The following is a 20,008-nucleotide window of genomic DNA, read 5'->3' on the forward strand; positions in this document are numbered from 1 at the left end:
AGAAAGCGGCCCCCTGCGGGGCCGTTTTTCTTTCTGCCGGGGCGGTTTCTGCCGTGGCGGCGGGTTACGATTCGCGATGCGACGGAGCGGGCGGCGGTGACAGGCCCGCGGGCCCGGCCAGCCCGGTCGCGGCGGGATGCTTCCAAGTCAGGAACCGGCGTTCGAACCAGCGAAAGCTGGCCTCGGCCATCAGGACCGAGAGCGCGATGTAAAGCGCGTTGACCAGCCAGCCCTGCGCGGCCTCGGCCATGCCCAGCCGCGGCGCCAGCAGATGGGCCACATGCAACCCGATCAGGTGATAGAGATAGATGCCATAGCTGATCTCTCCCATCCGGGCGACGGGGCGCCAGCGCATCAGGGGGCGGGCCAGATGATCCTCGCGCATGACCAGCGAGGCGATGCACAGCGCCATCAGCAGGTTCATCCCCAAGGTCGGCCAGCCGCGCAGGTCAACCGGCGCCCCCTGCAGGTAGACCAGCAGCAGCGCCAGCAGGACCAGGGGCGCGGGACGCCAGGCGCAGAGGCTCGCCAGTGCCCGAAAGCCGCGCGGATCATGCAGCAGGACCGCCAGCAGTGATCCTGACAGGATGGCCGCGTAGGACATGCCCGGCAGCGCATAGACCGCATGGGCCGTGGCCAGCCGGGGCAGATCCAGCAGCTGGGCCAGGCCCAGCATCGCCGCCAGGCAGAGCGCGATGCCCGCCGCCAGGACGGCCATGCGCGGCGCGGCCAGCGCCGGCAGCAGCACCAGAAGCAGGGGCCAGATCAGGTAGTACTGCTCCTCGATCGACAGGGACCAGGTGACCGACAGCAGGGGCACGTGCTCCTGCAGGAAGTTGGCCTGGAAGAGGTAGTAATAGGGCAGCAGCCCGATCAGTTGGTCCTGGCCCTTGTGCAGGATCCAGTAGGAGGACACCGCTGTCACCAGCAGCAGATAGGCCGGCAGGATCCGCAGCGCCCGCCGCCAGTAGAAACCCGCCAGCGAGATCCGCCCGGTCCGGTCGCGTTCGCGCACAAGCAGCGTCGTGATCAGAAAGCCGCTGAGGACGAAGAAGAAATCGACCCCGACAAAGCCGCGATCCGCCAGCGGCAGGCCGCCGGCCAGTTCCCGGCTGGGGCTGTGGTGCCACAGGACTGCCGCGATGCAGAGGCACCGGAGCCCGTCGAGCGAGCCGAAATGGCGCTGTGACAGATAGCGTTCATGTGCCGACATCGCAGCAGGACCCTTATCTGGTGCGACATTGGCCTGGCCCGGGGCAGCCGGTGACCAGGCGGGTCGGCATATTCACTGCCCCCATTGTTACAGTCGGGGCCACCGGCCGGTCAATTCCATAGCCGTGTCATGGGCGATCGGGCGCGGCAGGCGTCGCCCGCGGGTTGTGAAACCGGAGCGCAGGTGATCATCTGTGGGCAGGATGGGACCGGCCGGCTGACCCATCCATGGCGGTCCTTCGTGGCAGGGGAAGATGAGCGATTCCGACACTGACAGCGCGCCCCGGGTCCTGGCGCGAACCGACTGGTATGCGATCACCCTTCACCGCCGCGCCGAGCCGTCGCGGGGGGTGATGGTCACCTTCGACAACATCTCGTTCGGAATTCAGGAAAGGGGCTTTGGCACCGATTTCGCGCTGAAGCTGGGCTTTGACAACATCTATGTCTCGCAAAAGAAGGAATCCCAGTATCAGGGGCTGAGCGTCGCGGATTTTCACGCAGCCGTCGCGCCGGTCACGGCCGGGCGGAACGTCTTTGCCTATGGCGCCAGCCTGGGGGCCTATGCCGCGCTTTACTATGGCGGCTGCATTGATGCGCGAATCGTCGCCTCGGCCCCCAAGAACAGCGCCCATCCCAGCATCGGGTCGGATCGCTTTGCGGGGCTGGCATTCCGGCATGTCGAGATCAGCGAGACGCCGCTGTCGTCGAAGCCACCCATCATCCTGATCGATCCCCACAGCCGCGAGGACATGATCTTTCTGGAGCGCTGCGTGCGCCCCGCCTATCCGCAGGCGCAGGTCGTGGAATATCCCTATGCCGGGCATGCCGTGCTGGAGACGATCCAGGCCAATGGGCAGCTGGGCAAGCTGACGCGCGGGATCTTCGTCAAGGGCCGGGTCCCCGAGATCCAGCTGAGGACCGAGGGCTGCCACATCTATCACTGCGAACGCGGCCGGCACCTGCGGCAGCTGGGAGAGCTGGCTGAGGCGGAGGCCCAGATGCTGCGGTCGCTGGAGATCCGCCTGAACCGGACGGCGCTGGAAAACCTGCTGCTGTTGTTCATCGCGCAGGAGCGGCATCGCGACGTGATCGCGCTGTGCATGGCGCAGTTGGCCCGCTGCCCCGCCCCCCGGCGCGAATGGCTTGTGTCGGATTACATGAAGGGGCTGATCGCGCGGTCCGGCTTCGACTGGAACGTCTTCGCCTCGCGGCTGCCCTGAGGGCGGGCGCCGGCGCGCGCTTGACGCAGCGGCGCGGGCCATGAGACATGCGGCCATGATCCTGCGCCTTCTGACCCGACGTCCCCCCGTGGACGATGCCCCAGCCGTCCCGGCCCACCTGCCGTGGCGGGGGTGGCTGCTGTTCTGGCTGCGCTTCGTGCTGCTGCGGGCGGCACTGGTGATGGCGGGGTCGGTGACGATCTATGCGGTCGTGAACCCGCCCCTGACCTGGACCATGCTGGGCGCTGCGCGCGAGCACGAGCTGGTGTCGCGGGACTGGGTGCCGCTGAAGGAGATCGCGCCGGTCATGCGCCGGTCGGTCGTGGCTGCGGAGGATGCGAATTTCTGCCTGCACTGGGGCTTCGACATGGCCGAGATCCGCAAGGTCGTGGCCTCGGGATCGGGACGCGGGGCCTCGACCCTGACGCAGCAGACCGCCAAGAACGCCTATCTGTGGCAGGCCCGCAGCTGGGGCCGCAAGGCGGCCGAGACCGCGCTGACCCCGGTGATCGAGGCGCTGTGGTCCAAGCGGCGCATCCTCGAGATCTATCTGAACGTGGCGGAATTCGGGCCGGGCATCTTTGGTGTGGGCGCGGCGGCGCGCGAGTTCTTTGGCACCACCCCGGACCGCCTGACTCCCGTCCAGGCCGCGCGGCTGGCGGCGGTGCTGCCGTCGCCCAGAACCCGCAGCCCCGGCGCCGCGTCCCGGCGGTCGCGGGCAATCGCCGACGGGGCGGCCACGATTGCGCGGGATGGGCGCGCGGCCTGCTTCGAATAGGCCCGCGCTGTTGAAAGCCCGGGGGGCGAGGCGTATCAAGCAGGGGTTGCGACAAAAATAAAAGGGTCTCGAGCAGTCCATGAACACGAACACGCAGACCACGCGACTGTACCACACCGCGCTGTCCCCGTTTTGCCGCAAGGTGCGGCTGGTGCTGGCCGAGAAGAAGATCGAGGTCGAGCTGGTCGAGGAGCGGTACTGGGAGGGTCCGCCCGACCTCAAGCGGCGCAACCCGGCGGGCAAGCTGCCGGTGCTGCGCTATCGCGGCAACATGCTGGCCGAGAGCCAGGCCATCGTCGAATACCTGGACGAGGCGGTGCCCGCCCCGTCGCTGATGCCGCAGACGCCCCTGGAGCGGCACGAGGTGCGCAGGCTTTGCACCTGGTTCGACGACAAGTTCCACGCCGAGGTGACGCAGCCGATCATGAACGAGCGGGTGTGGAAGAAGATCACCCGCACCGGCTATCCCGACAGCCGGGTGGTCAAGGACGGGCTGCGCGCCATCAAGGAGCATATCGACTATCTGGGCACGCTGCTGGAGACGCGCCGCTGGCTGGCGGGCAACACGCTGAGCCTGGCCGATTTCACCGCCGCGGCGCATTTTTCCTGCCTGGACTACATCTCGGATGTGGACTGGGACCGGTCGGAGATGCTGCGCGACTGGTATGCGACGATCAAGTCGCGCCCGGCCTTCCGGTCGGTGCTGGCGGACCAGATGCCGGGCATCCAGCCGGCGCCGCATTATGCCGAGCTTGACTTCGGCTGAGGGCGGGGGGGCCAGTCCCCCGTCGCCTGGTGGCCATTCCCCAGGGGGGATTTGGGCCACGAAGAAGTCCGAACTGGCCGAGGAGGCCCGCGCGGTCGGATTTGCCGGCATGGGGGTGATGCGGCCCGAGGGCGTGCCCGAGCTGTCCGCGCGGCTGGAGGCCTTTGTTGCCGAGGGGCGGCACGGGCAGATGGGCTGGATGGCCGAGCGCATGGGCTGGCGGGGCGATCCGGCGGCCCTGTGGCCCGAGGCGCGGTCGGTGGTGATGCTGGCCGAGCTGTACACGCCCGAAGGCGATCCGCTGGAGGTGCTAGAGCGGCGCGACCATGCCGCCGTCAGCGTCTATGCGCAGGGGCGCGATTACCACGACCTGGTCAAGAAGCGGCTGAAGCGCCTGGGACGCTGGCTGCTGGAGACCGCACCGGAGGCCGGGCACCAGATCAAGGTCTTTGTCGACACCGCGCCGGTGATGGAAAAGCCCCTGGCGCAGGCGGCGGGCCTGGGCTGGCAGGGCAAGCACACCAACCTGCTGTCGCGCGACCTGGGCAGCTGGTTCTTTCTGGGGGCGATCTTCACCACCATGCCGCTGCCCGAAGACAGCCCGCAGGTCAGCCATTGCGGGTCCTGCCGGGCCTGTCTGGACGCCTGCCCGACGAGGGCGTTTCCCGCGCCCTATCAGCTGGATGCGCGGCGCTGCATTTCCTATCTGACGATCGAGCACAAGGGACCGGTGGAGCCGGAGTTGCGGGCGCTGATGGGCAACCGGATCTATGGCTGCGACGATTGCCTGGCGGTCTGTCCCTGGAACAAGTTCGCCCAGGCCGGGTCCGAGATGCGCTATCGCGGGATCATCGGGGCGCCGCCGCTGGCGGAGCTGGCGGCCTTGGACGATGCGGGGTTCCGGGCGCGGTTTTCCGGCTCGCCCATCAAGCGGATCGGGCGGGACCGCTTTGTGCGCAACGTGCTTTACGCGATCGGCAATTCAGGCGACCCAAGCCTTGCCGGCGTGGCGGCGGGGCTGCGCGGCGACCCCGACCCGACGGTTGCCGAGGCCGCAGCCTGGGCCGTGGCCCGGCTGGCCGGCTAGAGCAGGAAGTCGCTTCCCCACAGTTTCAGCGTGCCGTCGAGACGGATCAGCATGTCGGACTGACGGTCGCCGTCCAGGTCCACGAAAACATGGGTCTGGTCGCCGACATGGTCCCACCGGACCGAGCGCGCGCCGGAATGCCCGCCCCGGCCGACATAGCTGACGTTCAGCGCATCCAGGTCCAGCCGGTCCTGCCCGCGGGTGAAGTCGAGGATCAGGTCGGGCGCGCCCATGCGGCTGTCCCGCCCGGATTGGAAGCGGAAGATGTCGCGGCCGGTGCCGCCCTGCATCCGGTCGGCGCCCCAGCCGCCGACCAGCAGGTCATCCCCGGACCCGCCGTTCAGCATGTCATTGCCCCACCCGCCCCAGATGCGGTCATTGCCCATCCCGCCCGACACCCTGTCATTGCCCTTGCCCCCCTCCAACCGGTCGTGACCGCGCCCGCCCGACAGGGTGTCGCTGTCGGACCCGCCGACCAGGTGGTCGTTGCCCCCCTCTCCATAGATCGCGTTTCGGCCCGACCGGCTGCTGAGCCGGTCATTGCCGGTGCCGCCATAGAGAAGGTCGTTGCCCGAGCCGCCGATGAGTACGTCGTCCCGCGCCCCGCCATAGAGACGGTCATTGCCCCGGCCGCCGTTCAGCATGTCGTTGCTGTCGTTGCCGTAAAGCCGGTCCCAGCCATCGCCCCCCGACAGCCGGTCACGGCCCGAACCCCCGATCAGACGGTCATTGCCGGCCTCTCCATAAAGGCGGTTGTTGCCGTGCAGCGCGATCAGCCGGTCATTGCCGTCGCCGCCATAGAGCGTGTCATGCCCCCGCCCGCCCGACAGGTAATCGTCGCCCAGGCCGCCGAACAGCAGGTCGTTGCCGATTTCGCCATAAAGGCTGTCGTTGCCCTCGTCTCCGTAGAGGGTGTCGTTGTCGAAGCCGCCGAACAGGAAGTCGTCGCCGCTGCCGGCGTAGAGCGTATCGCTGCCGGAGTTTCCGTAGAGGAGGTCGTTCTCCGCCCCGCCAGACAGAAGATCGTTGCCGAAGCCGCCGTGGAGGGTGTCGTTGCCGCGATCGCCGAACAGGCGGTCGTCATCCGCGTCGCCATAAATCAGGTCCGCCCCGGCGCCGCCGTCCAGAAGGTCGTTGCCGCTGCCGCCATAGAGCCTGTCCCTGCCGTCGCCGCCGCGAAGCTGGTCGTTGTCGGCGCCCCCGTCCAGCAGGTCGTCGCCCAGGTCCCCCCACAGCGTGTCCGCCCCGTCCTCGCCCAGCAGGGTGTCATTGCCCGCGCCGCCGCGCAGGCTGTCGCGACCCGCGCCGCCGGCCAGGTAATCCGCCCCGGCCCCCGCCAGCAGCGTGTCGTTCCCCTCGCCGCCCAGCAGGCGGTTGTTGCCGGCCAGGTCCTCCAGCCAGTCGTCGCCCCCCTCTCCCGACAGGGCGTCGTTGCCGCTGCCGCCGTCCAGCCGGTCGTTGCCCAGGCCCCCATAGAGCAGGTCGTTGCCCGCGCCGCCGCGCAGCGTGTCGTCACCCCCGTCGCCATAGAGCAGGTCGTTGTCGTCCTCGCCCTCCAGCAGATCATTGCCCGCATCGCCAAACAGCGTGTCGCGGCCCGGTCCGCCATGGAGCCGGTCGTTGCCGTCGCCGCCGCGCAGCACGTCGTTGCCCCCCTCCCCGCGCAGCGTGTCGTTGCCGCCCCCGCCCGACACCGTGTCGTCGCCCGCGCCGGCCATGACCAGTTCGGGACGCGCGGTCCCGGTCAGGCGGTCGGCCCCCGCCCCGCCGAAGATCCAGGCCGGCTCGGTAGAGGGGGTGCTGTCGGGGGAGATCCTGATCGGGTCCACCTCGGGCAGCGAATAATGTGCGATCGGAAACATCGCATTGCTGAAATCGCCCACATCCAGCGACCGGCCGTCGCGGCTGTAGATGTCCAGGATCGTCTCGCCATAGATGATCATGACGCCATTGCTGGTGGGGATGAAGCGCAGCTGCCAGATGCTGCGGATGTTGCCCAGCATCGACATGTCCAGCCGGTCGACGCCATGCTCATAGTCGAGGATGGTGATGCGCCCCGCCCCGCGCGAGGGGAGGAAGATGTCGGCGCCTTCGCCCCCCGACAGCGTGACGGCGCTGTCCCCCGCGATCAGGATGTCGTTGCCGGCCCCGCCCTCCAGCCGCGTGGTGCCGGCCCCCGCCCGCAGCATGTCATTGCCCGCGCCGCCGCGCATCGTGCCCGTGCCGGCCATGGCCGTCATGCCGATCTGGCCGGGGTCGAAGACCAGCTGAGTCACCCCCGTCTCGGTCGAAGAGCTGACAAAGAGGGTGATCACGTCGTCCTGCACCCTGGCCTCGATGTCGCTGACATCGGCCAGGGTGATGGCATCCGTGTCGGCGATGGTCAGCAGGTGCACCAGCCGGCCGTCGGGCGTCATGGTGAAGACCGTGATGCCGTCATCGGCGCCGCCGGCAAAGACGAAGGCGCGGCCGTTCACCACGGCGGTCTCCAGCGCGGTTCCCGCGCGAAAGCGGGTCGTGGCCTCGTCGATGACATGGTCGACGGTTGTCAGGTTGCCCGCCGCGTTCACCCGGAACACGGTCAGCGAACTGGAACCGCTGCCCGCCAGGATGACAAAGCTGGCGCCCCCGAACTGCACCGCCTCGACATCCGAGGGAAGGTCATATCCCGATCCCTGCCCCGCGAGGTGGACCGCCCCCGGCCCCAGCCAGCCGCTGTCGGTAATCAGGTGGGTCGAGATGAAGTTGCCAAGCCCCGAGATCGCCACCAGCACCCGCTGGCCGTCCACCGTCAGCTGGATGATCTTGTCCAGGCTGGCGCCGCTGGTGCCTTCGGGGACGGGCAGGATGGCCTGGCCTGCCTGGACCAGGCTGCCATCGGCCTGCAGCCGGTGACTTTGCAGCTGCAGGCTGCCGGCATGCGCGGAATAGATGACCGGGCCCTGGGCGGTCTGGACCTGGCCCAGGGCGGTGATGCGCGTGCCCAGTCCGGGACCGAACAGGCTGTCGAAGGGGGCCAGGGCGCCGTTGTCGACGCGCAGGTCGATGCCCAGGGCGGCGGCCCCGCCCAGCTGGCCCACGTGGATCGTGCTGCGCCCGTCCAAGGTCAGATGCGTGATCTCGGGCGGACCCTGGTAGCCCTGGCTGTCAAGATAGGCCCTTGTCCGCAGCGCGCTCATCGGCGTGTCGGCATCCCCCAGGGCATAGCTGCTGACGCCGCCGCCGATATGGGTCGCCGCGACCAGCACCGCCCGCCCCCCGGCCTCGACAACCTCGAGATCGGTGATCTTGGACAGCCAGCGTTGTTGCGCGACACCAAAGGTGGTCACGTGGCGATACACGATCATGGGGTTTCTGATTGGGCAGCCGCGGAGGGCGGGTGACAGGGGGCAAGTCTGAAGATGGTCTTAACGGCGCCCGCTGACCAGCCACTGCTTGAGCCGCATTTTAGGCAAAGGCGCCGCGTCCGGGCGCCCGCGCGTCACCCCAGATGCGGGGGAAAGGCCAGCGGTCCATAGAGGATCAGGCCCGGCTGGCTGGCCGGCCCCTCGCGCATCATCCGGGCCAGGCCCTCGACGGTCGTCTGCACCAGCCGCTGCGTCGGATGCCCCACCGCCTCGGCGAAAAGGGCCGGGGTGGTGCCGGGCAGGCCATAGGCCACCAGCCCCTCGGCCAGCTTGGGAAAGCTGCGCTGGCCCATGAAGACGACGGTGGTCACCGACGGGTCGGCCAGCGCCGCCCAGTTGATGTCCTGCGGCAGCTGCCCGGTCACGTCGGCGCCGGTCACGAACTGCACGCGCCGGGCCGTCAGGCGCCGGGTCAGGGGCATGCCCATGGCCGCCGCCGCCGCGCTGGCGGAGCTGACGCCGGGCACGATCTCGAAGGGGATGGCGGCGCGGGTCAGGGCCACCAGCTCTTCCTCCAGGCGGCCGAAGATGCCGGCATCGCCCGATTTCAGGCGCACGACGCGGCGCCCGGCGCGGGCATGGCTGACCAGCAGCTCGTTCACGACCTCCTGCCGGGCCGAGGGGCGGCCGGCGCGCTTGCCCACGGCGATCAGCTCGGCCTCGGGGGCGGCATGGTCCAGGACGGGCCCCGAGGCCAGGTCGTCGAACAGCACCACATCCGCCTCGGCCAGGCGGCGGGCCGCCTTCAGCGTCAGCAGGTCAGGGTCGCCCGGGCCGGCCGAGACCAGCGAGACGAAACCAGGGCGGAGGGCAGGATCTGACACGGCGGCGGCGGGCCTTCGGAGCGGGCGGGGCTTCAGCTATACCACCCGCACGGGGTGTGACAATGCCGCGCATCCCGTTGCAGCCTGCCGACGTGGTGAAACTTTCGGGGGCGCTGCCGCGTGTCGTCCCCTGCGCAATGAGGAGAATGCGATGACGGTCATCTGCTGGTTCAGGCGGGTCTTGCGGCTGGACGACCATCCGGCTCTGGTGGCGGCGGCGGAACAGGGGGCGGTGATCCCGCTGGTGATCCTGGACCCGGCCGAGGCGCGCGACCATCCTGCCTCGGCGCAGCGGCAGGCCATGTCCCTGCTGTCGCTGGAGGCCTCCCTGCGCCGGCAGGGCAGCTGGCTGATCGTCCGCCGGGGCCATCCGGCCGAGGTGCTGGAGGAGATCACCCGCCAGACCGGCGCGACAACGGTCCACGCGACCGAGGGCTTTCCCTTTGCCCGCGATGACGGGCTGGCCGAGGCGGTGGAGCGCGGGGGGGCGCGGCTGCACCTGCATCCGCTGGCCGATCTGGTGCCGCGCGGATCGGTGCTGACCGGGGCGGGCGGTGTCTACAAGGTGTTCTCGCCCTTCTGGAAGGCGCTGCGCAAGACCCCGATCGCGCCGCCGCTGGCGGTGCCGCGGCTGACCGCACCCGATGCCTGGCCCGACAGCGACGGCACCGACTGGCCCGAGGGGCGGGCGGCGATGGACCGGGGCTGGGACGTGCTGGCCCGCCACATCTGCGCCGGAGAGGACGAGGCCCATGCCCGGCTGGAGGCCTTTCTGGAAGGGTCGCTGCCCGACTACAAGGAACATCGGGACCAGCCCGCACGCGACCGCGCCACCTCCAGCCTGTCGGATGCGCTGGCGGTCGGAGAGATCAGCGCCCGCCGCATCTGGGCCCGCTGCCAGCCCGCCTTCCAGTCGGGCGAACGCGGCGTCGATCATTTCCTGTCCGAACTGTGCTGGCGAGAATTCGCGCGCGAGTTGCTGCATGACAGCCCCGACATGCCCACCAGCTGCTGGCGGCCGGAATGGAACCGCTTTCCCTGGAAGCCCGACAATGAGGCGGCCGAGGACTGGCGGCGCGGCCAGACCGGCGTCAGGATCGTCGATGCCGGCATGCGCGAGATGTATGCCACCGGCCAGATGCACAACCGCGTGCGGATGATCACGGCCAGCTATCTGACCAAGCACCTGCTGACCGACTGGAAGCTGGGGCTGGACTGGTTCGCGCGCTGCCTGACGGATTGGGACGCGGCGTCGAACGCGATGAACTGGCAGTGGGTGGCGGGCTGCGGGCCGGATGCCTCGCCCTATTTCCGCATCTTCAACCCCGACACCCAAGCCGAGAAGTTCGACCCCAAGGCGCGCTATCAGGACCACTGGATGCGTCCCGATGCGCCCGGTGCCCAGGACTTCGCGGCCGCCGCGCCGCGGTCCTGGAACATCGACCTGAGCCGCAGGGCCCTGCCCGCCCTTTCCCTGGCCGAAGGCCGGGCGCGGGCGCTGACGGCCTATGAACAGCTGAAATCCTGAAAGGACCGCCATGCAAGCGACCCTTCCCGACCTTTTCCGCACCATCAGGTCCCCCTGCCCCGCCCTCAGGGGGGCTGCCTGATGCGCGCCCTGATCCTTGGCGCCTCGGGCGGGATCGGCGCGGCACTGGCGGCGCGGCTGGCGGATCAGGGGGCCCGGGTCACCGGCCTTTCGCGCAGCGGCGACGGGTTGGACCTGACGCGGGCCGACAGCGTGGCGGATCATGCCGCGCGCCTGCAGGGCCAGGATTTCGACCTGATCCTGAACACGACAGGGGCGCTGGTCATCGATGGGCGGCAGCCGGAAAAGACGCTGGATGCCGTCGATCCGGACGCCATGGCGGCGCAATTCGCGCTGAACGCCACGGGCGTGGCACTGGCGATCCGCGCCTTTGCGCCATTGCTGGCACGGGACCGGCGGGCGGTAATGGGGTCGCTGTCGGCGCGCGTGGGGTCGATCGGGGACAACCAGTTGGGCGGATGGATCGGCTATCGCGCGGCCAAGGCGGCGCAGAACCAGATCATCCGCACCGCCGCCATCGAATACCGCCGCAGGAACCGTTACGCGATCCTGGTCGCGCTGCATCCCGGCACGGTCCAGACGCCCCTGACGGCGAAATATGCCGCCCGCCATCCGACCATCACGCCGGACCGCAGCGCCGCGGCGCTGCTGGAGGTGGTCGCCCGCCTGCGCCCCGAGGATACGGGCAGCTTCTGGGACTGGAAGGGCCAGCCCGTGCCCTGGTAGGTCCAAGGCCCTTTGGCGGGCCTCAGGCCGACAGATAGGGCGCAACCGTTCCCATGATCTGCCGGCCGCCGGGCTTGATGAAGGAGCCCCAGCTGCCCAGCAGCTGCCCGTCCGGCCCCAAGAGCACCTTGTTGAAGTTCCACTGCGGGACAAAGCCCGTCTGCTGGCGCACCCAGGCATAGAAGGGATGCACCTCGCCCCTGGCGACCGGCAGGATGTCGGTCATCGGCAGGGTGATGCCATATTCCAGCTGGCAGTATTCGCTGACCTCCTTGCCGGTGGCCAGTTCCTGGCGGAAGTCGTTCGAGGGGACCGCCAGGACGACCAGGCCGCGCCCTTCATGCGTCTCGTGCAGGGCCTGCATGTCGCGCAGCTGGCCCGAAAAGCCGCAGAGCGAGGCTGTGTTGACGACCAGCACCGGCCGCCCGCGCCAGTCGGCGGTGTCGTATTCCCCGCCGTCGATCGAGGGGAAGGTGAAGCTGGGTGCAGGGCCCTGTGCCCGGGCCGGGGCCAGGCCCAGGGCCGAGATCGCGGTGGCGAGCGACAGGAAAACGCGACGTTTCATCGTGCAACCTCCGGAATGAGTCCGAACTATGCTAGACGCTGCGGCGGCTTGTCCAGATGCGACCCGCCAGCGCAGCCGCGCCCAGGCCCGCCAGGATCACCACGATCCAGTTGCCCGCGCCCAGATTGGCCGCGATGACGCCCAGCAGCGCCCAGATGACCGCCGCCGGATATCCCCATTCCCGGGGCCTGAGGCCCTGCACCGTCAAGGCGATGGCGCAGACCGCCAGCAGGCAGAGGATCGCCGCCACCTGCGCCGACAGCCAGCCATGTCCCCCCAGCCAGATGCCCACCGACACGCCCGAGGCCGCCGTCAGCCAGCCCGCATAGAGCCCCACCGGCCGCGCCTGCAGCCACGAATCATCCCGCCCGCAGCGCAGCAGCGCCATCAGGGCGGTGGCCAGCATCGCCAGGATCATCAGCGTGGCCAGCCCCGGCATCCGGTTGGCGATGGGGATCCAGAAAAAGCCGATGGCCAGGCTGGCCAGCAGCCAGGGGCGCATCGGCCGCCAGTCCGGCGCCTTGGGCCGTTTCCACAGCCCGTAGCCCGCGCCCAAGATCAGCCAGGCATAGATCACCCCCCAGATGGAAAAGGCCCAGCCCGCCGGCTGGACGGGCGGATCCTGCTGGGGGATCGGGAACTGGTCGGGCTCGTATCCCGCAAAGCCCGGAAAGATCACCGGCGAGGCCGCAAAGGCCACGGCGGCCAGCAGGACCAGGAGGGCAAGGCTGCGGTTGGACATGGGTCATTCCTTTTCGGCTTTGCCGCGTGATGGGCCGCTGCCGAAGGTGGAGGCCCGGGGTGGCCGCGTCCAGCCCCCTTTGGGGTCGCTCAGCGGGCGGCTGTTCACCCGGCGGCTTTCGCCCAGGCTGCGCCGTCAGCGGTCGGCCGGATGGATGCTGCACTACAGGCCCTGCGGGCGTCCGAACAGGGCAGGCAGACGCCGGGGCGCGCTCCGGCGCGGCGCGGCGCGGCCGTGGCGTCGATCCTGCGGTTCAAAGCGTCAAGCACCCGCAGCGCCAGCATCTGCAGCCCTTGTCCTGAAACGTCCCGGCCCAGCAGGTCCGCGTTCAGCACGGCCAGCGCCGACAGGGCCTTTCGGTCGGGCGTGTCGCACCAGCCCGTGCGACAGGCGTCGCGAAGGCCGATGTCACCTCGGAGGGCCAGCGCGGGAACCATGCACCAGTCCCGGACGACCAGCCGGGCATCGGGCCCGGGCGCGTGCCCGCCAAAGCCGTGGACGACGCCTTCGGGCGTTGTGACGATCAGCGTGCCGCGGCGGATGCGCGAGGCCGTTTCCAGAAACCGTCGGGACAGTCGGTCGTGCAGCAGCATCATGGCGGGCCCCTCTAGCTGTTGTTGATGATCCGCAACGATGCGCGGACCCGGAGGGGCCGGCGCACCGGGGCGGGGTCGGCAAGGCTGCCAAGGGAAAGGTCGGTCACCGTCTGTCTCCTGCTGTTTGGCCCAGACACGCGCGCCGTGGGAAGAAGTTGCCGCCCTTGCGCCACTGGCATTGTCATTTTGAAGTAACGGACAAAGCCCGCCGGATGTGAGGCCCGGCCGGTTGCCATGCGGCCGCAGACGCGGCATGGAAGGGCACGCGGGGGCCTGCGCGACAATGCGCCGCGCCGGAGGGGCAGGAATGAAGCTCAAGGAATTCGCCAAGCTGGTGGGGATGTCGCCCACCACCGTCAGCCGCGCGCTGAACGGCCATCCCGAGGTGAACGAACAGACCCGCGCCCGCCTGGTCGCCGCCGCCCTGCAGCACGGCTACAGCCCCAATGCCCATGCCCGGTCGCTGGCCACCGGCCACGCCAGCGTGATCGGCTGCGTGATCCCGATGACCGGCCGGAACGAGATCGTGAACCCGATCTATGCCGATTTCCTGGCCGGCGTTGGCGAGGAATGCGCACGCCGCCGCTTTGACCTGAACCTCAGCTTTGTGGCGGATGACGACCAGGCGCAGGCCTATCGCGCGCTGAAATCCAAGGGGCTGGTCGGCGGCGTGATCGTCCAGTTTCCGGGCCATGACGACCCTCGCCCCGCCATGCTGCAGCAGATGGGCCTGCCCTTCGTGGTGCATGGCCGGGTGTCGGGCCATCAGGCGCCCTATTCCTGGGTCGATGTGAACAACCAGCGCGCCTTCGAACGCGCGACCGCCTTCCTGCTGCAACTGGGCCACCGCCGGATCGCGCTGCTGAACGGGGACGAGCGGCTGGACTTTGCCCATCGCCGGCGCGAGGGCTATCTGCGGGCGCTGCGCGATGCGGGGGTCGAGGCCGATCCGGGCCTCATGGTCGCGGGCGAGATGACGACGGCCTATGGCTATGCCCATGCCCGGCGGCTGCTGGAGGGGGCGATGCCGCCGACCGCGATCCTGTGCGCGGCGACGATGATCGCCGCCGGCGTCCAGCAGGCCGCCGAGGAGCGGCAGATGGTGCTGGGCGCTGACCTGTCGGTGCTGTGTTTCGACGACGACCTGTCCTATTACGCCAACCGCGAGGCGGTGCCGGTCTTCACCGGCATGCGTTCCCCCGTACGGGTGGCGGGACAGCGCTGCGCGGCGCTGCTGATCGACCGCATCGAAGGGGGCGAAGCCCCGCCGGTGCAGGAGCTGCTGGAGGCCGAGCTGGTCGTCGGTCGGTCGACCGCGCCGCCGCGGCGCTAGGGCCCGGTGGGCAGCACCGCGCGGGCGGCCGCGCGCAGCTCGACCTCGTGCCCAAAGCCCAGGATCTGCCCCTCGGCCGCCAGGTCCGTGATGCGCGGATCGGGTGCCAGCATCGGCACCAGCCGGTCGTGGTCGTCCAGATACCGCAGCGCCTGCGCCAGCACCGTCACCTGCGCGGCATCGCGGCAGGGAAAGCCCTGGGCCGCGCGCAGCTCGGGCGCGATCATCGACGGATAGACCTCGGCCAGCACGACCTGCGCCTGGTCCCAGGGCTGGAAGGGCCAGACGGCGCGGCCCGGACGCTGGCGCAGCCGGTTCAGCCAGGGGATGCCGGTCAGGCTCTGGGCGCCGACGCAGCCCGCCCCGGCCAGCTGAAAGGGCGATTTCGGGGGGCACCGCCCGGCGGTGCGGTTTCGGTTACACGATGCGCGGGCAGGTCGGGATGGGGCGGCGGGCGCAGGCGCGGCAGGTCGGGGATCTGCGCCTTGCGCCCGTTGCCCCAGAAGACGGGGTGCCCCAGCTGACGGTTCATCGCGGCGGCCAGGTCGCGATAGTTGCTGCGGTTGCGGTCGTCGTCCTGGTGCAGCCCGGCCAGGTGATCCCACAGCGCCAGCGCGTCGGGGCGCCCGGTGATCGCCGCCGCCAGTCCGGCCGGATGGCCAAAGGCGAAATCCGCCCCCACCAGCACGCGCAGCCCCTGTTTTCCCGCGCGCGACAGGGCACATCCCAGCTGCTTCCAGGCCCGCCTGCGGGTGTCGGGATTGCTGGCCGCGTCCCGGTCCGAGCCCAGCCAGATCGAATCGGCCCCGCGCCTGGGGCTGTCTGCCGCCGACCAATCGAGGATCAGGATCAGGTCAAAGCGCGGCAAGCAGCGCCTCGGCCCGCGCCAGGTCGTCCGGGGTGTTGATGTTGGTGAAGGGGTCGAAGGGCCGGTCGTCCCAGACCGCGATCCCCGGCTGGTGCCGCGCGGCAAAGCTGCGGACGCGACCCTCGCCGCGCCCCAGCGTCAGGGCCAAGTCGTCGCGCAACCCAACGGGCCAGAGGCCAAAGGTCGGATGGTCGCGCGAATCGTCCGGCCTGCCGCTGGCCGCCAGGGCCAGCCCGGTGGGGCCGCGCGCCGCCAGCAGCCGGGGCGCCAGGTCGTCCGGGAAGGACGGCGTGTCGCCCGCGACCGTCAGCACATGCGGCGCGCCCAGCTCCGCCGCCCAATCCAGTGCCGCCAGGATGCCGGCCAGCGGGCCGGGGTGATCGGGCAGGCTGTCGGCGCGGATGGGCAGGCCAAAGCCCCCATAGCGGGCCGCATCGCCATTCACGTTCAGCGCGACCGGCCCGGCCTGGGGCGCCAGCCGCGCCAGGATGATCGACAGGATGGGGCGGCCGCCCAGCATCAGCAGGGGCTTGTCGGCACCCCCCATCCGGGTGGCGCGGCCTCCGGCCAGGATCATCGCGGGCAATGTCATGGCCCGATTGTGGCGCGGCGGCGCGGCCGTCGCAAGGGGCGCCTCGGCCGCGCCCTGCAGCAGCGGGGGCAGCAGGACGCTATTCTTGACATCTTTAGTCAGATTCCGTAGGCGGCGCAGGACACCCCCCTTGCCAGCGCCTTTCGCGTGCAGAGGAACGGGCCATACGCAACAACTGACGGTCTTCGCCGTGCTTCTTGGAACGACACCACTTGCTGCCCCCGCACGGGGTCAGGACAGCGGGCCCTCCTATCTGCATATGGAGGCGCCGGGCCTCGCAGTCGGGGACCCCTATGAGGCATGATCCCCTGCCCCCCTTCCAGACCGAGGCCGCAGCCCCCGAACTGGGCTTTCCCCGGCTGGCGGCGCTGGTGGCCGACCTGGCGCAGCAGCGCGGGCTGGAACTGCACAACGGACACGGCCGCTCTGCCTGGTGCAAGCTGGAGGACGGAGAGTTCGGCGCGCGGATGGGTCCGTTGGGCAGCATCCTCTATGTCCGCGCCGAAAGCCGCGCCCGGCTGGAGGTGCTGCGCGACGGCTGGACGGCGGACTTGGCGGCGGCCTTTCCGGGACTTGCGCCCGACTGGTCGCGGCTGGACCGGGAAGGGGCGCCGCCGCCGAACTTCAGCCTGGCGCGGCTGTCCCGCGTGACCCGGCTGACGGCCGATTTCCTGCGCCTGCGGATCGAGGCCCCGGACCTGGACCGCTTTTCGCGGCAGCTGATCCATTTCCGGCTGGTCCTGCAGCCCGATGCGGGGCGGGCGCCAGTCTGGCCGGTGATCGGCGCGCGGGGCCAGACGGTCTGGCCGCAGGGCCAGGATGCGCTGCACCGGCCGGTCTATACCGTCCGCGCCATCGATGCAGCCGCCGGCTGGATGGAGGCCGACGTTTTCCTGCATCCGGGCGGCCGGGTCGCGGCCTTCGCCTGCAAGGCAGCCCAAGGCGCGGCGATCGGCCTGACCGGTCCCGGGGGCGGCGGCATCCCCCGCGCCGCGCGCCTGCTGATCGGCGGGGACGAGACCGCCTATCCCGCCCTGGCGCGTATCATTGCAGCGCAGGACCCGCAGGCCCGGATCGAATGCCATCTGTTCGGGCGAACCGCCGATTATCCGCTGCCCGCGCATCCGGGCCTTGGCCTGCAGCACGCGCCGCAGGGCGAGGCCGCGCTGGCCGCACGGCTGTCGGCCCAGGGGACAGAGGCGCAGGCCCTGTGGTTTGCCACCGAACGATCCGCCCTGGCGCCGCTGAAGGCCGCGCTGGATGCCGGTGCCGCGCCCGGCGCGCCCGACCCCCATCTTGCGGTCTACTGGACCGCCACGCGCAAGGAACCCGACCATGACTGAACTTGGCAACATGCTGGCGGCCCTGCCGCTGTTCGCAATGATCCGCGACGGCGGCTGGACGATGTGGCTGATCGCGGCCCTGTCGGTCATCACCTTGGCGGTGGTGCTGTGGAAGGTCGGATCGCTGTGGCGGCTGGGGGTCTGGGGCGGGCGCCATTCACGACGGGCGATCGAGCTGTGGACCCAGGGCCGCCGCCACGAGGCGATCCAGCAGGTCCGCGGCCGCCCCTCGGCCCGCGCGCGGGTGGCGCAGGCCGCCATCGGCACCTCTCTGGACCCGCGCTTTGACGACCAGGCCGCGCGCGAGGAAACGGCGCGGGTCGCGCGCCAGGTCCTTTACCGCTCGCGCGAGGGACTGCGCGCGCTGGAACTGATCGCGACCATTGCGCCGCTCCTGGGCCTTCTGGGCACCGTCCTGGGGATGATCGCCGCCTTCCAGGTGCTGCAGAATTCGGGCAACCAGGCGGATCCGTCGGACCTGGCCGGGGGGATCTGGGTGGCGCTGCTGACCACCGCGGCGGGCATGGCGGTCGCCATTCCCGCCGGCGTGGCGCTGTCCTGGTTCGAGAGCATCGCCGACCGCCTGCAGGCCGATCTGGAGGATCTGGCGACCCGCGTCTTTGTCACGTCCGGCGACCGTCCCGCCGCCCGCGCCCGACTGGTCGAGGCCGCGGAATGAGCAGCGGCGCCCGCGGCCAGGGCGGCTTTGACCTGGGGCCGCCGCGCCATCCCCGGCGGATGTCGCTGACGCCGATGATCGACGTGGTCTTTCTGCTGCTGATCTTCTTCATGCTGGCCTCGCGCTTCGGGACCGATGCGGTTTTGCCCATCGCAGGCGGCGCCGAGGGGGCCGGCAGCGAATGGCAAGGCGCGCCGCGCCTGGTCGACGTGACGCCCGACGCGGTCCTGGTGAACGGCCAGCCCGCGTCCGAAGGGCAGCTGGCCGCCCAGGTGGCGCAGCTTCTGCCCGACGCCGGCGCCGCCGTGATCCTGCGCCCGCGTGAGGGTGCGCCGCTGCAGCGGCTTGTCACCGTCATGGACCTGCTGCGCGACGGCGGCGTCACCAACCTCATCCTGATCGAATAGGCCCATGCGCATCGACATGCCCCCCCGCAAGCCCCGCGGCGAATCGATCATCCCGATGATCAATGTCGTCTTCCTGCTGCTGATCTTCTTCCTGCTGACGGCGCAGATCGCGCCCTCGACGCCCTTTCCGCTGACGCCGCCCGACAGCCGCTCGGACACCCCCGCCGCAGCGCGCGACGTGCTTTATGTCTCGGCCGAGGGCGATTTGGCCTGGAACGACGCGCGGGGCGCGGCGGTCTGGGAGCGGATCGCAGCCCGCGAGGGCACCGGCCCGGTCGAGATCCGCGCCGATGCCGCCACCCCGGCCGCGGGGCTGGCGGGTCATCTGAAACGCCTGCGCCAGATCACCGACGCGGGCGCGCAGCTTGTCGTCAGCGGGGGCTGATCCGATGATGACGCGACGCACGCTGGAAACCGCCGGCTTCTTCACCATCGCGGCTGCGCTGCATGTCTCGGCGGCGGCCTTCCTGCTGCCCGACCAGGTCCAGAAGGGCGCGGTGGCCGAGGCCCCTCCCGCCGCCTTGGCCGCGGGCGGCGAGGAGATCCGAGCGATGGTCTCGGACTGGGAAACCCCGCCCGAGGTCGAGGAGATGGCCGACCTGGCCGAACCCGAGCCGATGCCCGAGCCGCAGCCGCAGCCGCAGCCGCAGCCCGACGATCTGACACAGGTCACGCCGGTCCCGCAGCCGCAGATGATTGCGCCCGCACCGGACCTTGCCCGCCCCAACCTGCCCGAACCCCCGCCGCCGCCCCGGATCGCGCCCGCGCAGCTGGACCTGCCCGACCTGCAGGAATTCGCCCCGCCGCAGATCGAGACCGAACCCGCGCTGACGCTGGAGGCCTCGGCCCGCCCCGACCCCCGCCCCAAGCGGCGCGCGCCCGAGCCGCAGGCGCGCAAGCCCGAGCCGCAGCGTCAGGCGACCTCCTCCGCTAAGCCCGCCGCCCCGCCCGCGCAGGCGGCTGGACAGGGGGGCCAGGCACAGGCAGACCGTCCAGGCGGTGGCAGTGGGGGGGCCAGTGCCGCCACCCGCGCCAGCGCCCTTGCGCAATGGAGCGCGCAGATCCAGACCTGCCTTGCCCGGCAGCTGTCGCGCGTGTCGGGCGGTCGCGGCGGGCGGGTCGCGGTGAATATCTCGGTCGGGCGCGACGGGCGGGTGCAGGGGGCGGCGCTGGCCGGCGGGACGGGGGATGCGCGGGTCGATGCGCAGGTGCTGCGGGGTATCCAGCGCGTGCGCAGCTGTCCGGCCGCGCCGGCGGCGCTGACCGATCCCAGCTATACCTTCCAGCAGCCCTTCACGATCCGCTAGCGGCCCC

21 protein-coding genes are annotated in these 20,008 nt (G+C 70.4%); 12 read left to right on the forward strand and 9 right to left on the reverse strand.

Annotation, left to right across the window (positions count from 1 at the left end; all coding sequences use genetic code 11):
- Positions 1–64: 64 nt before the first annotated feature.
- Positions 65–1,213: an acyltransferase family protein gene (locus ACZ2G3_RS15455; RefSeq protein ID WP_470396869.1), complete on the reverse strand. Its 1,149-nt coding sequence runs from the start codon at positions 1,211–1,213 to the stop codon at positions 65–67.
- Between the two features lie 253 nt (positions 1,214–1,466).
- On the opposite strand from ACZ2G3_RS15455, the gene ACZ2G3_RS15460 reads away from it, so the two are divergent.
- From ACZ2G3_RS15460 to queG, 4 genes are all read left to right on the forward strand, one after another.
- Positions 1,467–2,432, forward strand: coding sequence for an alpha/beta fold hydrolase (locus ACZ2G3_RS15460; RefSeq protein ID WP_470396870.1), 966 nt, complete (start codon positions 1,467–1,469; stop codon positions 2,430–2,432).
- Between the two features lie 55 nt (positions 2,433–2,487).
- The gene (gene mtgA, locus ACZ2G3_RS15465; RefSeq protein ID WP_470396871.1) at positions 2,488–3,210 is read left to right on the forward strand and encodes a monofunctional biosynthetic peptidoglycan transglycosylase; all 723 of its coding nucleotides are present in this window, start codon (positions 2,488–2,490) and stop codon (positions 3,208–3,210) included.
- Between the two features lie 79 nt (positions 3,211–3,289).
- Positions 3,290–3,976, forward strand: coding sequence for an FtsZ-binding protein FzlA (fzlA, locus tag ACZ2G3_RS15470; protein ID WP_470396872.1), 687 nt, complete (start codon positions 3,290–3,292; stop codon positions 3,974–3,976).
- 109 nt (positions 3,977–4,085) lie between these two features.
- The gene (gene queG, locus ACZ2G3_RS15475) at positions 4,086–5,063 is read left to right on the forward strand and encodes a tRNA epoxyqueuosine(34) reductase QueG (RefSeq protein ID WP_470399163.1); all 978 of its coding nucleotides are present in this window, start codon (positions 4,086–4,088) and stop codon (positions 5,061–5,063) included.
- Here the strand turns inward: queG and ACZ2G3_RS15480 are convergent.
- Both ACZ2G3_RS15480 and cobA read right to left on the reverse strand, forming a co-directional pair.
- The gene (locus tag ACZ2G3_RS15480) at positions 5,060–8,410 is read right to left on the reverse strand and encodes a calcium-binding protein (RefSeq protein ID WP_470396873.1); all 3,351 of its coding nucleotides are present in this window, start codon (positions 8,408–8,410) and stop codon (positions 5,060–5,062) included. The genes queG and ACZ2G3_RS15480 overlap by 4 nt on opposite strands.
- A gap of 134 nt (positions 8,411–8,544) precedes the next feature.
- Positions 8,545–9,294, reverse strand: coding sequence for a uroporphyrinogen-III C-methyltransferase (gene cobA, locus ACZ2G3_RS15485; RefSeq protein WP_470396874.1), 750 nt, complete (start codon positions 9,292–9,294; stop codon positions 8,545–8,547).
- Between the two features lie 151 nt (positions 9,295–9,445).
- Here cobA and ACZ2G3_RS15490 point away from each other — a divergent pair, with 151 nt between their 5' ends.
- Together ACZ2G3_RS15490 and ACZ2G3_RS15495 are read left to right on the forward strand one after the other, a co-directional pair.
- A complete protein-coding gene (locus tag ACZ2G3_RS15490) occupies positions 9,446–10,822 on the forward strand; it encodes a cryptochrome/photolyase family protein (protein WP_470396875.1) in 1,377 nt (458 codons plus the stop codon).
- Between the two features lie 81 nt (positions 10,823–10,903).
- The gene (locus tag ACZ2G3_RS15495; protein ID WP_419268389.1) at positions 10,904–11,569 is read left to right on the forward strand and encodes an SDR family NAD(P)-dependent oxidoreductase; all 666 of its coding nucleotides are present in this window, start codon (positions 10,904–10,906) and stop codon (positions 11,567–11,569) included.
- 22 nt (positions 11,570–11,591) lie between these two features.
- Here ACZ2G3_RS15495 and ACZ2G3_RS15500 read toward each other — a convergent pair whose 3' ends face one another.
- The 3 genes from ACZ2G3_RS15500 to ACZ2G3_RS15510 form a co-directional block, all read right to left on the reverse strand.
- Positions 11,592–12,134, reverse strand: coding sequence for a glutathione peroxidase (locus tag ACZ2G3_RS15500; protein WP_470396876.1), 543 nt, complete (start codon positions 12,132–12,134; stop codon positions 11,592–11,594).
- A gap of 31 nt (positions 12,135–12,165) precedes the next feature.
- On the reverse strand, positions 12,166–12,876 hold the full coding sequence (locus ACZ2G3_RS15505; protein ID WP_470396877.1) for a TspO/MBR family protein: 711 nt from the start codon (positions 12,874–12,876) through the stop codon (positions 12,166–12,168).
- Positions 12,877–12,980: 104 nt separating this feature from the next.
- A complete protein-coding gene (locus ACZ2G3_RS15510; RefSeq protein ID WP_470396878.1) occupies positions 12,981–13,472 on the reverse strand; it encodes a hypothetical protein in 492 nt (163 codons plus the stop codon).
- 307 nt (positions 13,473–13,779) lie between these two features.
- Between ACZ2G3_RS15510 and ACZ2G3_RS15515 the strand changes: the two genes are divergently transcribed.
- Positions 13,780–14,805, forward strand: a complete 1,026-nt coding sequence (locus tag ACZ2G3_RS15515) for a LacI family DNA-binding transcriptional regulator (protein WP_470396879.1) — start codon at positions 13,780–13,782, stop codon at positions 14,803–14,805.
- On the opposite strand, the gene ACZ2G3_RS15520 is transcribed toward ACZ2G3_RS15515, so the two are convergent.
- The 3 genes from ACZ2G3_RS15520 to mobA form a co-directional block, all read right to left on the reverse strand.
- Entirely contained in the window at positions 14,802–15,056 is a 255-nt protein-coding gene (locus ACZ2G3_RS15520; protein ID WP_470396880.1) for a hypothetical protein, read from the reverse strand. The genes ACZ2G3_RS15515 and ACZ2G3_RS15520 overlap by 4 nt on opposite strands.
- 83 nt (positions 15,057–15,139) lie before the next feature.
- On the reverse strand, positions 15,140–15,673 hold the full coding sequence (locus ACZ2G3_RS15525; protein ID WP_470396881.1) for a hypothetical protein: 534 nt from the start codon (positions 15,671–15,673) through the stop codon (positions 15,140–15,142).
- Positions 15,660–16,265, reverse strand: coding sequence for a molybdenum cofactor guanylyltransferase MobA (gene mobA, locus ACZ2G3_RS15530; protein ID WP_470396882.1), 606 nt, complete (start codon positions 16,263–16,265; stop codon positions 15,660–15,662). The genes ACZ2G3_RS15525 and mobA overlap by 14 nt, the downstream gene beginning before the upstream one ends.
- Positions 16,266–16,558: 293 nt before the next feature.
- On the opposite strand from mobA, the gene ACZ2G3_RS15535 reads away from it, so the two are divergent.
- Genes ACZ2G3_RS15535 through ACZ2G3_RS15555 form a run of 5 tightly spaced genes read left to right on the forward strand, consistent with a single transcriptional unit; the run spans position 16,559 to position 20,001 of the window.
- On the forward strand, positions 16,559–17,608 hold the full coding sequence (locus ACZ2G3_RS15535; protein WP_470396883.1) for a siderophore-interacting protein: 1,050 nt from the start codon (positions 16,559–16,561) through the stop codon (positions 17,606–17,608).
- Positions 17,601–18,287, forward strand: coding sequence for a MotA/TolQ/ExbB proton channel family protein (locus ACZ2G3_RS15540; protein WP_470396884.1), 687 nt, complete (start codon positions 17,601–17,603; stop codon positions 18,285–18,287). Before ACZ2G3_RS15535 ends, ACZ2G3_RS15540 begins: the two co-directional genes overlap by 8 nt.
- Positions 18,284–18,694 (forward strand): ExbD/TolR family protein, encoded by a 411-nt coding sequence (locus ACZ2G3_RS15545; RefSeq protein WP_470396885.1) that lies wholly within the window; start codon positions 18,284–18,286, stop codon positions 18,692–18,694. The genes ACZ2G3_RS15540 and ACZ2G3_RS15545 overlap by 4 nt, the downstream gene beginning before the upstream one ends.
- Positions 18,695–18,698: 4 nt before the next feature.
- On the forward strand, positions 18,699–19,079 hold the full coding sequence (locus tag ACZ2G3_RS15550) for a biopolymer transporter ExbD (RefSeq protein WP_470396886.1): 381 nt from the start codon (positions 18,699–18,701) through the stop codon (positions 19,077–19,079).
- Between the two features lie 4 nt (positions 19,080–19,083).
- Positions 19,084–20,001: an energy transducer TonB family protein gene (locus ACZ2G3_RS15555; RefSeq protein WP_470396887.1), complete on the forward strand. Its 918-nt coding sequence runs from the start codon at positions 19,084–19,086 to the stop codon at positions 19,999–20,001.
- The last annotated feature ends 7 nt before the right edge of the window (positions 20,002–20,008 follow it).

This window comes from Paracoccus sp. KKT209, from assembly GCF_055635455.1.

Excerpts from the sequence above, each read along its gene's own strand:
- ACZ2G3_RS15455 (WP_470396869.1), bottom strand. The coding sequence starts at position 1,213 with ATGTCGGCACATGAACGCTATCTGTCACAGCGCCATTTCGGCTCGCTC.
- ACZ2G3_RS15460 (WP_470396870.1), top strand. The coding sequence starts at position 1,467 with ATGAGCGATTCCGACACTGACAGCGCGCCCCGGGTCCTGGCGCGAACC.
- mtgA (WP_470396871.1), top strand. The coding sequence starts at position 2,488 with ATGATCCTGCGCCTTCTGACCCGACGTCCCCCCGTGGACGATGCCCCA.
- fzlA (WP_470396872.1), top strand. The coding sequence starts at position 3,290 with ATGAACACGAACACGCAGACCACGCGACTGTACCACACCGCGCTGTCC.
- queG (WP_470399163.1), top strand. The coding sequence starts at position 4,086 with ATGGGGGTGATGCGGCCCGAGGGCGTGCCCGAGCTGTCCGCGCGGCTG.
- ACZ2G3_RS15480 (WP_470396873.1), bottom strand. The coding sequence starts at position 8,410 with ATGATCGTGTATCGCCACGTGACCACCTTTGGTGTCGCGCAACAACGC.
- ACZ2G3_RS15490 (WP_470396875.1), top strand. The coding sequence starts at position 9,446 with ATGACGGTCATCTGCTGGTTCAGGCGGGTCTTGCGGCTGGACGACCAT.
- ACZ2G3_RS15495 (WP_419268389.1), top strand. The coding sequence starts at position 10,904 with ATGCGCGCCCTGATCCTTGGCGCCTCGGGCGGGATCGGCGCGGCACTG.
- ACZ2G3_RS15500 (WP_470396876.1), bottom strand. The coding sequence starts at position 12,134 with ATGAAACGTCGCGTTTTCCTGTCGCTCGCCACCGCGATCTCGGCCCTG.
- ACZ2G3_RS15505 (WP_470396877.1), bottom strand. The coding sequence starts at position 12,876 with ATGTCCAACCGCAGCCTTGCCCTCCTGGTCCTGCTGGCCGCCGTGGCC.
- ACZ2G3_RS15510 (WP_470396878.1), bottom strand. The coding sequence starts at position 13,472 with ATGATGCTGCTGCACGACCGACTGTCCCGACGGTTTCTGGAAACGGCC.
- ACZ2G3_RS15515 (WP_470396879.1), top strand. The coding sequence starts at position 13,780 with ATGAAGCTCAAGGAATTCGCCAAGCTGGTGGGGATGTCGCCCACCACC.
- mobA (WP_470396882.1), bottom strand. The coding sequence starts at position 16,265 with ATGACATTGCCCGCGATGATCCTGGCCGGAGGCCGCGCCACCCGGATG.
- ACZ2G3_RS15535 (WP_470396883.1), top strand. The coding sequence starts at position 16,559 with ATGAGGCATGATCCCCTGCCCCCCTTCCAGACCGAGGCCGCAGCCCCC.
- ACZ2G3_RS15540 (WP_470396884.1), top strand. The coding sequence starts at position 17,601 with ATGACTGAACTTGGCAACATGCTGGCGGCCCTGCCGCTGTTCGCAATG.
- ACZ2G3_RS15545 (WP_470396885.1), top strand. The coding sequence starts at position 18,284 with ATGAGCAGCGGCGCCCGCGGCCAGGGCGGCTTTGACCTGGGGCCGCCG.
- ACZ2G3_RS15550 (WP_470396886.1), top strand. The coding sequence starts at position 18,699 with ATGCGCATCGACATGCCCCCCCGCAAGCCCCGCGGCGAATCGATCATC.
- ACZ2G3_RS15555 (WP_470396887.1), top strand. The coding sequence starts at position 19,084 with ATGATGACGCGACGCACGCTGGAAACCGCCGGCTTCTTCACCATCGCG.